This is a genomic window from Paenibacillus sp. FSL H7-0735, from assembly GCF_038008505.1.
Classification (GTDB): Bacteria; Bacillota; Bacilli; order Paenibacillales; family Paenibacillaceae; genus Paenibacillus_AQ; species Paenibacillus_AQ odorifer.
In genome coordinates this window covers 2,232,717-2,247,479 of record NZ_JBBOZH010000001.1, presented here as the reverse complement: position 1 = coordinate 2,247,479, position 14,763 = coordinate 2,232,717, and the positions used below count along the sequence as shown (strand labels likewise).

Below are 14,763 nucleotides of genomic sequence, written 5' to 3'. Positions count from 1 at the left end.
AGTTTAGCCTACTTGCTCAGCAGCGTATAAATAACCTGTGCGCTTTCTGCGCGGGTCATCCATGCTTTTGGAGCGAATCGATTGTTCTCTCGGCCTTGCAGGAGTCCTAAGTCTGCTGCAGTCTTCACATAGGCTTCCGCCCACTTGCTAATACTTGAAGCGTCAGTAAATGCCGTAGAGGCTGCTACAGGCTCAAGCTTCTTACCAGACTTCACTTCAAGTGCGCGGATCGCCATAACAGCCATTTCCTCACGGGTAATTGATGCATTCGGCGCAAAAATATTATTACTCCGTCCACTAACAATACCCAGCTTAGCAGCTGTAGCTACATATGAGGCATACCATGCATCTGACCTGATGTCAGTAAACAGGACCTGCCCTTCCGCTTTTAAGCCAAGTGCACGTACTAGTAGTGCTGTAAATTCCGCACGGCTAACATTACTTTTCGGATCAAACTCAGAGGTAGTAACCCCTGACACAATTTGTTTGGCGGCAAGTGATTGAATCGCCTTAAATGCCCAATAGGTTGCAGGAACATCTTTGAACGACTTATCGATTTCAAGCACAGCATACTTACTGAAGTGTGTGACTTGTGCCGTGATCACCTCTCCATTCAGCTGTCCTCCCACGTACTCTAACCCGCCATTATCACTTAAATAATAGATTCCGATTAAGTCTTTGTTGAATTGCCCTTTAATCTTAAATGAGATCGTAATCGGCTCATCGAACTGCTTAATTACAATCCGAGTACCGTCTTTCATCAGCACGCTAAGTCTGAATTCAAATACATCGGAAAGAGAGCTAACATGAGCACTATCATTGTTTAAACCGTCTACTATGGCTTTCGCAGCAGACTGCGCCAGTGGCTTCAGTTCAAGCAAGATTTGGGCACCTACCCCATCAATACCTGAAGCTAAACTTGGCATTGTACTTAAAAGCTGGCTAGGGATAGTAACTAACAGATCTCCCATTTTAAACACAAGATCATCAGTTCCTAGTATTTGTGCAGCTTGTAAAGGTAAGCGTACCGCTGTCTTACCAGCAGCAACATCAATTTGCACCTTGCCTTCTTTACCATTCTTCAAGCTATCCTCATTCACAACCTGAGTATCCGCTGGCGGTGTAGGGCTAGGGTTAACAACAACTCCAGAGGTTGGTGCCGCTGTAGCTTCTGGCGTTGGTGTCACCTCAGGCGAAGGTGTTACTTCTGGTGTCGACGTTGGTGTCGGTGTTGGCGTCGACGTTGGTGTCGGTGTTGGTGTTGGTGTTGGTGTCGGCGTTGATGTTGGTGTCGACGTTGGTGTTGGTGTCGACGTTGGCGTTGGTGTCGGTATAACATCCGATACCTCAGCCAAAATAACCGTACCTCCATCATCTCTACCTGGCAGATCAATATTTACCTTTTGATCCTCGGAAACCATGTATGTTTTACCGCTGTATTCATCGGTTACCGATGAATTAGCAGCAAACGGTACTGGAATCGTTACAGAACTCTCACTAGTTTTAGTATTGATTACCGTCACTACGTTCTCATCTTCATAAGATTTGTTGAAAGCCAAATAACCTGAATCATCTGAACCTGCGAGCTTCGTGCGCGCACCTTTGGAATACACTTTGGAGTACTTCGCACGGATATTCAACAGCTTTTGATAATGGTCATGTAGTGGCTTCTCTGCCGTTAATTGATCCCAAGGCATATCCTTACGGTTCTCACTGAATTGACCTTCAGACATATTTCCAGCATTGCTGCCTGAATTACCCAGTTCTTCTCCGTAGTATATTACCGGCTGTCCTTTGGCGGTAATTTGCAGAGCTGCAGCAATCTTCAGCTTGCCTTTATCGCCTCCCACATAATCAGACAAGAAACCATTCTCATCGTGACTGCTCAGGAATTGAGCCATCATCTTCGTATTGTCGATCTTCAATTCACGTTCCTGCAGATAAGCATCCACACTGTTTACCTTACCATTTGCAAAATCTCTGGCTGCATCTTTAAATCCAAAATCAAGCAGCCCATCCATCTGGCTAGTTTCGAGCATTCCACCATTGTTATCAATGGTTCCACCGAAGTATTCGCCGTTCATTTTGAAGTTTGGATCAATCGCTGTCAGTGCATTTTTAAAGGCTTTCCAAGTCGTATCGTCCACGTGTTTGACCGTATCCACACGGAAATAATCAATCGTGTCTCCACGTTCCGTACGTGCGTTGTCTAACCAGCCTGTTTGCCAAGCGATAATTTTTTCACGAACGGCTGGATCTTCCGTTTTGAAATCTGGCAGGAAAGCAAGTTCACCCTTAATTGGATCTGTATCTGCGGATACACCATCCGTGCGCAGCATCCCTTCGAAACGTGCTTTATCCTCAGCTGTAATTGTCGGATAGGTATCCTCAGCTTTCAGACCGTAACCCGTATGATTGAGTACAACGTCAACCATGATCTTGATCCCTTTGTCATGCGCCTTTTCGATCAGCTCCTTGAAGGTGGCCATATCGCCAAGATGCTCGTCAAGCTTGGTAAAATCTTTTGCCCAATACCCATGGTATCCATATTGTTCGCTGCCAAAGTCAACGCCTTTGTTAAAATCAATATTATCTACGATTGGCGTGATCCATAACGTGTTAATTCCTAGCTCTTGCAAATAATCGAGATTGTCGATCATCCCCCGGAAATCTCCACCATGATAAGCTTCCAGATGATCTTTATTCACATTCTCATTATTCGTTGGGTCACCGTCTTTAAATCGGTCTGTAAGCGCGAAATAAATTCGAGCCTCATCCCAATCAAAATCCAGCTTATCCCCTGTATAGGTTCTTGCTTTTACCTCAAGTGTAGCCTTTTCCTTATGTGCATTGCCGTATTGGTCTACGAGCGTAATCGGAATATCCTTGATGCCCGCTGACACCGTGTCTTCCACAGCAACCGTTTGTTTCAAGAGTTCCGTATCCAGCTTAACTTTGCTAGGGCCCCCAAGATTAGTTAAATCCATATATGCTTCAGAGTAAGTTACTTCTTCCGAAGAGGAAGCGTGGATGGTTACAACAGCATTCTGATTGGATGTGACTGCCTCTGGACTTACGGATGTCGCAATCTTAACGACAGGTTGATGATAATCAATAACAGATTCATCATTCACCGTATTCTTTGGATCTGTAATTTCGGTAGTGACGCCGTCTTTAGTAATCAAGAAAGTATATTTATACATACCTTCTTTTAAATCAGCCAGTGTGTAAGTGAACCACTCGTTAGCCGGATCATAGATCATTGGATACGAAGTGCCGTTCACTTTTACTTTAGCAGCTGTTATTGCGTCCATATTTCCATTACGGAACAAAGCGTCGTCGCGGTATCTGAAAGTAATCGTTCCATCTTTTAAAATAGGGCCGCTAATACTTGGTTTGATATCAAGCTCTTTAACCATACTGGTTACATACACCTTAGTGAACGGTTCACCAGGGGTCAACGGAATAACACGATCGTCTGGGTAGTCTAGTTTCCCCGTGTTCCAATCCGTACCTTTGCGCAGGACAAATCCAACGCTTGTTGCATTCTCCGCAACCTCAATCAGAACGCTCGCTGTGCCATTCTTAAAGGTTGTGAAATCAATCTGGTCATTTTTAGCTCCAGTGTTCCAAACCCAGATATTCCAATCCTTATAGTCCTTATCGCTACGGGTATAAGTGAATTGAACATATCGTTTGTCAGTAACATTAACGGTGACGGTTGTAGAAATACCTTCATAAGAAATAGTAAGGGTTGCCGTTCCTAGCCCAACCGCTTTGACTAGACCTTTATCAGTTACTGTAGCTACTTCAGGTTTATTGGAGAGGTAAGTAGCCTTCTTAGTAACATTACTTCTGCTATTGTCATCATATTTCGCAAAAACAGCGGTTTGATGCGTATTTCCTGCTGCCAGCGTGTAGCTTGCACTATCTGTTTCCAAAGAGTTCAGCGTAACTGGTGCAGCTTCCTTTTGAATAATCACGGCCGTCAAAGGCTCTAGTGTAATTGAATTTGCTGTCAAAATAAAACCTGACTGCTGTGCAGCCGGTATCGCTGTAACACCAGCTTCATCGTTGTCCACAAGCACCTGACCGCCCGTCAAATCCTCAGATAAGGTCAGTTTTCTAGTTGTGCTGTCACCATTCATGAAGACATAATAGATGCCAGTTCCATCTGTTGCTTTGTTGGAATAGCCGATGACAAGATCGTTATCCTTCATTTCTGGAGCAGGGATCAGGTTAATGTTAGAGTCAACCAAATCCTTATCGCCCAATCGGAAGGCATCCGTTGATTTTCTCAGCTCCATCAGACCCGACGTATATTTTCTTGTCGTGTTCTGTACTGGGAACTTAGATTCATCTGTTGCTTTGGTCCAATCAAACATGTTAACTGCATCCGATGAATCGTAAGAATCATGAATGAAATAGCCAAACGATTGGTTGTTATTGTCGAACATCTCTGTGAATTTATCCTCAGGAACCGTTGTGCCCTTCCACTGCTTAGTCCGCCCATATTCCTGACCGGCATGGATAAAGGCTGTACCTTGAGAAGTTAATACGAGCATATTTCCTAATCTGATCCGCTGCTGAATTTCAAGCTCATTCTCAGCAATATCCGGATCCTTCTTGATCGATTGTGCTATGACATCATGAAGTGTCAGATTATCATGAGCTTCGATATATGGGACGATATCACCCGGATCATCTGCTGGTGTATTCGAAGGTTGAGCTTTGATATTGTCCAGGATTGTAGCGATCGGACGTGCTCCACCTGTAATAAATCTAGGCTGACCTTCGGAACCATAACCAGACTTCAATTCATTACGGAATTCATCTGAGAAAACACCGACACTATCCGTTTTGTCCATCCAATCCTGATCTGCACCTTGCCCAGCGAGAGAAGGATCAGCCGCGGCGCCGCCGAATGTTCTCCAGCCTTCACCAATAAAGAGTGCCTTCGGATTCACTGCTGCTGCGGCATCATAAGCATGCTGAACAGCATCAGCTGTCGCATCGCCCATCATATCCCAGCGCATTCCATCAATCTTGTACTCTTCAAACCAGTATTTTACCGAATCAACCATCAGCTTCTCAGCCATTTTATGGTTGGTGGCTAAATTGTTGCCGAACCCCCCGATAAAGTTACCGTTTGCATCTTGGAAGGCATAGTAATTAGGTACGATGTCGTTTAAAAATTCTTTTTTAGCCATATGAGTATACACTACGTCCAGAATGACACCCATTCCAGCTTCATGCACGGCATCAATCAAACCTTTTAATTCTTTAATCCGCTCTTCTGGATCGGCAGGGTTCTGTGAATAGGCCCCGTCCGGTGAAAAATAGCTGTGAGGATCATAACCCCAGTTGTATTCATTGTTTTTTGCGGAATAATCCGGCTCTCTAGTCCCCATCTTCGTCTCATCCCCGTAATACCAAGCCATCACAGGAAGCAACTGAACATGCGTTACACCAAGAGATTTAATATAATCAAGTTTCTTTTCAAAAGCGCTATAAGAACCCCATCTTTCCCCACTCAGACTATCCTCGATCGATACATCCGATGTAAAATCTCTCACGTGGACTTCGTAGATGATGGCGTCCTCACGTTTTTCGTAGCCTTTTATATCAGCATACCCAAAGGTATCTGGGTTCGTCTGGCTTAAATCAACAATAGCCGCTTTGCCCACTGTATCCACGCCAGCACCAGCAGCACCTGTGGTATCCACAGTAAATACCGCCATTGATTTAGCATAAGGATCAAGAACCTTATGGGTTACACCGTCATTCGTTACTTCGTATTGATAAAAGAAGCCCCTTACATCTGTTGCCGTTGTGCCTGTCAAATCAGCTGGCTTCAGCTGGACTGACCAAACCCCTTGCTCGCCGAGCGTTAAAGCAACACTGCCCACTTGCACGTTAGAGTCATTCTTATCGTAAAGATTCACAACGACCGAGCTTGCTTTAGGTGCCCATAATTTCAATGTGGCTGTTTTGTCAGCATTATACGTAGCTCCAAGATCGTCTCCTGTATAGTTGTACATTTCATCAAGCATTCTCCAGCCACTTGCGGCTGAGACCGTTTTACCTGAATAGGTAACGCTAAGCGGAACTTTTTCCAGATCAAATGCTTCTGTATCCACTTCGATTGAAGTTTTGCTTGTAAGGGTTACAGCAGTAATCGGGATTGCAGCACCCTCTTTATCCTTAACTGTAATTGCTGTCTTTAAGGCTGCTGGATCCAAACCGTCAGTCAGTGTGAAGCCGAGAAGGATTTTGCTCGTCGACAGCACCTCTGCGGATACTAAGCCAATAGGTGTCTCACCAAACGGAGAAACATAAACATTGTTGTCTCCTTCTTTAACCCATAGCTGATTGTATCGATCCAGCAGGCTAAAGGTTTTATTGTCACCGTCCTTATCACCGTTCGAAGGTTTCATCACAATAAAGCCGATTTTCTTCGCATTCTCAATAAGCGGAACATCAACATATGCACCATAACGATCTGTTTGATCTGCTACAAAAGGAGTAGCTCCAGACGGCCAATTTTCGGATGGGGCTACGACGTCATCCCACAGCCACAGTCCATATTGATCATGATTTGTATCAGCTCTGGTATAGTGAATTCGCACTGTATTAGGAGCAAGTGTAACTGGTTCATACGGTGTTACATCATTTGAACCCTGCTTGATCCAAATTTCATTCGCCTCAGGCGTGTTAATGGCAAAGAGTTTATCCCCTTCATCCTTGGCCTGAGTGACTCGGTTTACCACAAGGAACGAAATTTTCTTAGCTCCATCCTTCACTGGCACGTCAACATAAGCACCATAAGAATCGATTTGCCCTTCAGGAAATGGAGTTGCACCTGTAGGCCAATTTGCGGAAGGGGATTGAACATCATCCCATGTCCATAATCCCTGATTTTCATAGTCACCAGCTGTCCGATTGTAGTGAATACGGATGTGTCCAGCCGGAACAGGAGTAACCTCAACAGGTTCAGAAGGAATTTTATATTCTGCTGTCACACTGCCATCCAGTGGATTAAATTTAAAGGTAACCAGAAGATCTGAAGGAAGACTCAGATTATTAGCAGTTTCGGGATACAATTGATCCCCGGCTTCACCGTCTCCTGGAACAGAAACTTGGTAGGTGTAATCTCCCTTAGGAAGGGTAGCCACCGTACTGTAAACATCATCAAAATCAGGATCAGATAATACGGTAAGTGCTTCTGCCGGCAGGTTTCCTGTCAATCTTGGTAGTTTAGCGGAAGCAATCGGTGTGTAATACGTGGAATCAGCTATTTTATGAGTTAAGTCATTATAATAAAAGGTTACGGCAGTCTCTGTTTCCAGCTTGATATGGATATTCTCCCCATCATTTGTTCCCTGAGGATTGGTGTAACTTGTGAATCCATAGTTCTCGTCCCATAAATCATTAAGAGTAACCTTGTAGTTATATTCTCCTGCCGGCAGAGTGCCTGTAAAAGAATATAGGCCATTATCTGAATAGGTCATTTGGGTAACTACTGATGTCTCATCCCAATCCTTACCCGGCGTTTCCGCACCTGTCGATGTAAATTTAGACTGCAGATCCCCAACCAATACAACCTTCGTCGTTGCTGCTGTAACATTAACAGGATGTAGTCCAAGACCAGAGAACACGAGAGCAATAATCATAAAGATCGCAAATGCCCTCTTCCCCCATAAAGTTATTTTCATTTTTGCAAAACCTCCCATAATTATGAATTCCCTTTTTGCAAGCGGATACATGATTTCACAAACCCCACCAATTTATGAGATTATAAATCATGCTATTCCTTCTAAAGTTGGAGAAGGTCTATATGTATGGCTCGTCAAGCCAATTTAACGCTGTCACCATCCTTTTATCAAAGTAAAAGCTTGATACATCATGTCGAAATTAGTGCAATCGTTTGCAAAAAGCTATGCACAAACACTAGTCCATAAAACCCATTCGTTAGTGCAACTGGTTCAACCTAAAAACGCCCAATGAAAACGCTTGCTGTATTTTGATTTACATACTAATGCCGAATTTGCGGTATTGTCAACCAGTATTTTCTAAAATAAAAGCTCAATTTAAAGCCGCAATAAAAACGAAACTTGTTCTTCCCTTCCTTTCAGCTAAGTTCTTGCATCATTTAAGCCATACGTTTGCATTCAGCGAATACTCTTTTCGCAAAATCCAGACCGCATTTATACATATTAACATCAAAATTCCCGAATCATTCATACTTTTTTGGTGAAAAGCAACAATATTACATTGAAATTTCTTGTGTTCCTTCCAAAAGTAGCAATTTCCCCCTTTTGAATGACTTTATCTATTTACAATTTAGAACTCTTAGATTAATATTACTGTGTAAAGCAAACGGTTCCATAAGGAGGTTTCAATGACAGTTACCATTAAGGATGTGGCCAAGAAAGCGGGAGTATCTCCCTCCACGGTATCCCGGGTATTGTCCAACCATCCCAGAATCAGCCTGGAAACTTCCCGCAAAGTTAAAGCTATTATGGAGGATATGGGCTATACCCCTAACATGATGGCTAAGAGCTTGGTGTCGAAAACTACTAACAGCATCTGCTTCAGTCTTCCTAAACCTGCTGAAGAGCTGTTCTCTAATCTATTTTTTATGGAATTAATTCGCGGGATCGTTACACAAGCCAGCCGTTCCGGTTACGATGTGTTAATAAGCTCCGGAGCGAACGAGAAAGAAGAACTGGAAGCCGTTTCACGACTTCTGAAGGGTCGCCGTGTTGACGGCGTTATTCTGCTTTACTCTCGTACGGATGATGCCGTTATTGATTTTCTAGAGAGCAACGATTATCCATTCGTGCTTGTTGGCCGAAGTGATAAATATGAGAATATTTTATCAGTCGATAATGATAATGTGATGGCAGCATACGATGCTACGAACCACCTCATTTCCATGGGGCATAAACGTATTGGCTTCGTAAGTGGACCACCTAATCTAATCGTTTCTCGTGACCGTCTCGCCGGATATCGTAAAGCATTGCAGAATAGCGGTTTAGAAATGCGGGATGAATGGATTGTAGAAGGTGAATTTCTACAGGATAGCGGCTATAGAGCGATGTCCTTTTTCATGAATTTGCCGAATCGCCCCACTGCGCTGGTAGCGGTGGATGACATGGTATCGTTCGGAATTTTGCGCGGGTTGAATGAACTGAAATACAAGGTTCCAGACGATCTCGCCATTGTAAGCTTTAACAATATTCCATTATCTGAATTATCTAGTCCTCCGATCAGCAGTATTGATATAGGAATTTATCATCTTGGCTACACCGCATCACAAGTACTTATCCAAAATATCAAGAGTCCGGATAACGGTTCAGGTCATACCAACCGATTTGTTATTCCCCATCGTCTGATCGTGAGAGAGTCATCCATGCACTCTCTGGCAAAGCATAAAACCGAATGAATAAGTGAAGCGTTTAACCGCTTCATTTATTTTTTGAAAATCTGTACAAACGTTTGCGCTAAATCATACAATACTTATTGATCCAGTTCTTTATGGGTGATTTCTAGGATCTTAGGTTAGGATAAACTTACACATCTTAATCAAAGTTTAAACGGTTTAATAAGATTCTAATACGGCATCCGCTGGATCACGACGCTGTCAAAACTTTTAGGAGGTACTACAATGTCGGAAATTAAAGCCTGCTTGTTCGACTTGGACGGAGTAATCGTCGATACAGCAAAATACCATTATATTGCTTGGAAAGAGCTTGCAGATGGACTGGGGTTTCTATTCACAGAACAAGATAACGAACGCCTTAAGGGAGTCAGCAGAACGGCTTCACTAAATATTTTGCTGGAAATCGGCGGACTAACGATTGACGAAGAAGAGAAAGCTAAGCTTGCGGAACAGAAAAATAATCGTTATGTCGAATATATTGCGAAAATGGACAGTTCTGAGATTCTGCCAGGTGCGCTTGATTTCCTAAAAGAGTGCCGTGCGAATGGCATCAAAGTTGCTCTCGGTTCTGCCAGCAAAAACGCTATGACGATCTTGAATAATACCGGATTAACCCCTTACTTTGATGCAATCATCGACGGCACACACACTAGTGCTGCTAAACCAGATCCGGAAGTGTTCCTATTAGGAGCCAAAGCACTGGATGCCGCACCTGAACATTGTGTAGTCTTCGAAGATGCAGAAGCGGGAATTGAGGCCGCTACCCGGGCCGGTATGTTCAGTGTTGGCATTGGTTCGCCGGAAACCCTGAGTGCAGCGAATATTGTTGTCCCATCGCTTGCTCATATGAGTGTGTCCCTGCTCAAAGAATCTTTTGCATAAGTTTATTGAACATAATTAACTCAAATAGTACTGATTTGAGTTGTTGTGGACATTCCAACCAAAGATTAAATGAACTAATAATTAATCGTTAGCCTTCTGGTGATGAAGTGACGGAGAGGAATTTTGGAACTATAGAAGCATAACGTTCGCCTTTATAATCAGATTTCATCCGCAAAATGTGATCGAAAGTCCAAAGATTCCGCGCAGTCACTTATATATCACCGGAAGTTTAACAAGGGATTTGTTCATTTTATATATCCCCCTAACATATTTAAAGGAGCGGTTATCGTGAAACAATATTTAACAATTGATGAATGGTCCATTATTGAGGAATCCTTTGATCCACAGACGCAAGAAATTTCTGAAAGCGTATTTAGTCTTGGTAACGGATTTATGGGTGGCCGGGCCAATTTCGAAGAGCAATATAGCGGTAACAGCCTGCAAGGCAGCTACATGGCTGGCGTCTACTACCCTGACAAAACACGTGTCGGCTGGTGGAAAAACGGCTATCCTGAATATTTTGCCAAAGTACTTAACAGCACGAACTGGATCGGTATTAACATTGAAATCGAGGGTACACCCCTTGATCTGGCAAAGTGCACCGTTTCCGAATTCCGCCGGGTACTTAATATGAAAGAAGGAACGCTCTCCCGTAGCTTCACTGCCACACTCGAAGATGGTAAGGAAGTTAAAGTAGAAAGTATCCGGTTCGTAAGCATGACTCGTCAAGAAATCGGCGCGATTCGCTATTCCATCATTCCTGTCAATTTCTCAGGCAAGATTACGATTACTCCTTATCTTGATGGTGATGTGAAGAACAAGGATTCCAACTATGACGAGAAATTCTGGAATGAAGTTGAGAAACAAGCGGGACCTGATCATGGACATCTCACCCTAAAGACTAAGAAACTCGACTTCCATGTCACCTCTGCTATGGCTTTTGATATCCTTGTCAATGGTGAGAAGGTAACTGCCGAAGCAGAAGTCATCGAACAAGAGAAATATGTAGCCAGCAAACTGGACGTAACCGCACAAGCGGGCAATCAAATCGTCATTTATAAATATGTAGCCAATGTTACTTCTCGGAATCACGGTCTGGGACAATTGGTCGACGCCGCCCAAACTGCTCTGCAAGCTGCTAAGGAAGCTGGGTTCGTAACCCTTTTGACTGAACAAATTGAAGCTTGGAGAGAAAAATGGAAAGAAAGCGACATCATTATTGAAGGTGACGTTTCGGCTCAGCAAGCGATTCGCTTTAATATTTTCCAACTCAATCAAACCTATAATGGTGAAGATGACCGCCTGAACATTGGGCCTAAAGGCTTTACCGGTGAAAAATACGGCGGCAGCACCTACTGGGATACAGAGGCGTATTGCGTTCCCTTCTATCTCAGTACGGCGGACTCCTCCATTGCCCGCAATTTGTTGATCTACCGTTACAAGCACTTAGAGAAAGCTAAAGAAAATGCCCGTAAGCTTGGATTCAAAAAAGGTGCGCTGTACCCAATGGTTACCATGAACGGTGAAGAATGCCACAACGAGTGGGAAATTACATTTGAAGAAATTCACCGGAACGGTGCCATTGCCTACGCCATTTACAACTATGTGAACTACACCGGAGACAAAGCTTATCTGGGACAATATGGCCTTGAGGTTCTCGTGGAAATCTCCCGCTTCTGGGAAGAACGTGTTCACTACGCATCACGTAAAGACAAATACGTAATGCTCGGCGTAACGGGCCCGAATGAATACGAGAATAACGTTAATAATAACTGGTATACAAACCGTATGGCTTCGTGGACTATGGAATACACCATGGAAGCACTGGCATACTTGCAAGAAAATGAGCCTGCTCGTTATGCAGAGCTAGTTGACAAACTAGGGCTGCAAGAGAGCGAAACTACAAAATGGAAAGACATCATTGCTAAGATGTATTATCCTGCGGATGAAGAGCTGGGTATCTTCTTACAACAAGATGGCTTCCTGGACAAAGAGATCATTCAAGTCAAAGATCTGGAACGTGAGCATCTGCCACTTAACCAAAAATGGTCATGGGACCGTATCCTGCGTTCTTGCTTCATTAAACAAGCAGACGTTCTGCAGGGATTATATTTCCTGGGTGACCGTTACGATCTGGATACAAAAAAACGCAACTTCGACTTTTATGAACCGATCACTGTTCATGAGTCCTCCCTTTCCCCTTGTATCCACTCCATTCTAGCCAGTGAGCTGGGATATAAGGATAAGGCCTATGAAATGTACTTGCGTACTTCAAGACTGGATCTTGATAACTATAACAATGATACAGAAGACGGGTTGCACAGCACTAGCATGGCTGGTACTTGGATGTCGATCGTACATGGTTTCGGCGGACTCCGCGTACATGACGGCAGACTGACACTGAGCCCATCTAACCCAGGTCACTGGACTGCTTACTCTTTTAAAATTATGTTCCGCGGCTCCCGTCTGAAAGTAAGCGTTACGGATGCACAAGTTACTGTTACGAATGAAACTGATATCCCCGCTTCTATTACTATCTACGACAAAGAATATACCGTAAACGGACTAAGCAGCATCACTGCTGATAGCAATTCCGTCACAGTATAAAACTTACACCCAAGAGACCCTTGAAGCTTAAAGCTTTTGGGGTCTCTTTATTTTTTAGGAAGCTAACTTATAAAAGGAGTGATTATGAATGAACAGAACCTTTTGGAAAGAAGCCGTTGTCTACCAAATCTATCCCCGCAGCTTTCAAGATAGCAATGGTGACGGGATTGGAGATCTGCAAGGAATCATTTCACGTCTGGATTATTTGCAAAAGCTAGGTGTCGACGTAGTTTGGCTGTCACCTGTCTATAAATCGCCAAATGACGATAACGGTTATGACATCAGCGATTATCAAGATATTATGGATGAGTTCGGCACATTGCAGGATTGGGAAGAATTACTGACTGGATTGCATGCCCGTGGCATAAAACTGATGATGGACCTTGTAATCAATCATTCCTCAGATGAGCATCCTTGGTTCGTAGAATCCCGTTCTTCAAAAGATAATCCATATCGTGATTACTACATTTGGCGTCCGGGTGGACCAGATGGTGAGCGCCCCAACAATTGGAGTTCTGTATTCAGCGGCCCGGCTTGGGAACTGGATGAAACTACTGGTGAATACTATCTGCATCTGTTTTCGCGCAAGCAACCGGATCTCAACTGGGAGAATCCGCAGCTGCGTGAGGAGTTATACAAGATGATCACCTTCTGGCTCGACAAGGGTGTGGATGGTCTACGAATGGATGTAATCAATATGATTTCCAAAGTGGAAGGTCTCCCTTCCTCCCATAGAGGCGGCCTCGCTCCCGGGGAACTTGCCTGGGGTGGCGAATATTATATGAATGGACCACGTGTTCATGAGTTTTTACATGAAATGAATGACAAAGTGTTATCCAACTATAACATTATGACTGTCGGCGAAACTCCTGGCGCTACAGTTGAAGATGCTATTCTTTACACGGACGAGGAACGCAAAGAGCTGCAAATGGTGTTCCAGTTCGAGCATATGGATGTGGACTCGGGTCCTGACGGCAAATGGGACGTAGCCCCGTGGACGTTGTCGAAGCTGCGCGATATTCTTCATAAATGGCAAGTGGGTCTGGCGGATAAGGGTTGGAATAGTCTTTATCTTAACAATCATGACCAGCCACGTATGGTCTCAAGATTCGGGGATGACGGTAAGTATCGCGTGATCTCTGCCAAAATGCTCGCTACCTTACTGCACACGCTGAAAGGGACGCCCTATATTTATCAAGGCGAAGAAATCGGGATGACCAATGTAAAGTTCACAGCCATTGAACATTATAAAGACATAGAAATCCTCAATATGTATCGCGAAAAGGTTACCGAAGGCGGCGCTGATCCTAACAGCGTTCTAAACGCTATTCATATCAAAGGCCGTGATAATGCGCGCACTCCGATGCAATGGGATGATTCTGCGAATGCCGGCTTTACTGAAGGGGAGCCGTGGCTCAAAGTTAATCCGAACTACAAGGAAATTAACGTGGAGCAGGCGCTGGCTGATTCGGATTCTATCTTTTATTATTACCAAAGGCTGCTTGCTTTGCGCAAAAAAAATCCGATCATGGCTTATGGCGAATACAAGCTACTTTTGCCAGAGCATGAGGACATATATGCCTATACGCGTACTCTGGATGACGAGAAGTGGCTGGTGCTGCTCAATTTCAATGAGGTTCCACAGACTGTTGATCTTTCCGCAGAGCTAAGTAAGGCTACGGAACTTATTATTGGAAATTACCCTGATGATGCACCCACACGGGAATTATTACGACCTTATGAAGCAAGAGTGTATCGATTGAAAGACTAACTTTGTCTATCTTCCTGAGTTATACTATTTAGGATGATTTTTTATGAGATTATCCTTC

The 14,763-nt window shown here is 43.8% G+C and carries 5 protein-coding genes; 4 read left to right on the top strand and 1 reads right to left on the bottom strand.

The window, feature by feature from the left end; translation table 11 throughout:
* Positions 1–8: 8 nt before the first annotated feature.
* On the bottom strand, positions 9–7,715 hold the full coding sequence (locus NSS82_RS09920) for a pullulanase (RefSeq protein WP_076271946.1): 7,707 nt from the start codon (positions 7,713–7,715) through the stop codon (positions 9–11).
* Positions 7,716–8,401: 686 nt separating this feature from the next.
* Between NSS82_RS09920 and NSS82_RS09915 the strand changes: the two genes are divergently transcribed.
* The 4 genes from NSS82_RS09915 (at position 8,402) to NSS82_RS09900 (ending at position 14,705) form a co-directional block, all read left to right on the top strand.
* A complete protein-coding gene (locus tag NSS82_RS09915; protein ID WP_036684387.1) occupies positions 8,402–9,448 on the top strand; it encodes a LacI family DNA-binding transcriptional regulator in 1,047 nt (348 codons plus the stop codon).
* Positions 9,449–9,670: 222 nt separating this feature from the next.
* On the top strand, positions 9,671–10,327 hold the full coding sequence (gene pgmB, locus NSS82_RS09910; RefSeq protein ID WP_036684390.1) for a beta-phosphoglucomutase: 657 nt from the start codon (positions 9,671–9,673) through the stop codon (positions 10,325–10,327).
* Positions 10,328–10,615: 288 nt separating this feature from the next.
* Positions 10,616–12,934 carry a glycoside hydrolase family 65 protein gene (locus NSS82_RS09905; RefSeq protein ID WP_038569575.1) on the top strand — a complete coding sequence of 773 codons (2,319 nt, stop codon included), beginning with the start codon at positions 10,616–10,618 and terminating at the stop codon, positions 12,932–12,934.
* Between the two features lie 88 nt (positions 12,935–13,022).
* Entirely contained in the window at positions 13,023–14,705 is a 1,683-nt protein-coding gene (locus NSS82_RS09900) for a glycoside hydrolase family 13 protein (RefSeq protein ID WP_076271945.1), read from the top strand.
* Positions 14,706–14,763: the final 58 nt, after the last annotated feature.

Excerpts from the sequence above, each read along its gene's own strand:
- NSS82_RS09900 (WP_076271945.1), top strand. The coding sequence starts at position 13,023 with ATGAACAGAACCTTTTGGAAAGAAGCCGTTGTCTACCAAATCTATCCC.
- pgmB (WP_036684390.1), top strand. The coding sequence starts at position 9,671 with ATGTCGGAAATTAAAGCCTGCTTGTTCGACTTGGACGGAGTAATCGTC.
- NSS82_RS09920 (WP_076271946.1), bottom strand. The coding sequence starts at position 7,715 with ATGAAAATAACTTTATGGGGGAAGAGGGCATTTGCGATCTTTATGATT.
- NSS82_RS09915 (WP_036684387.1), top strand. The coding sequence starts at position 8,402 with ATGACAGTTACCATTAAGGATGTGGCCAAGAAAGCGGGAGTATCTCCC.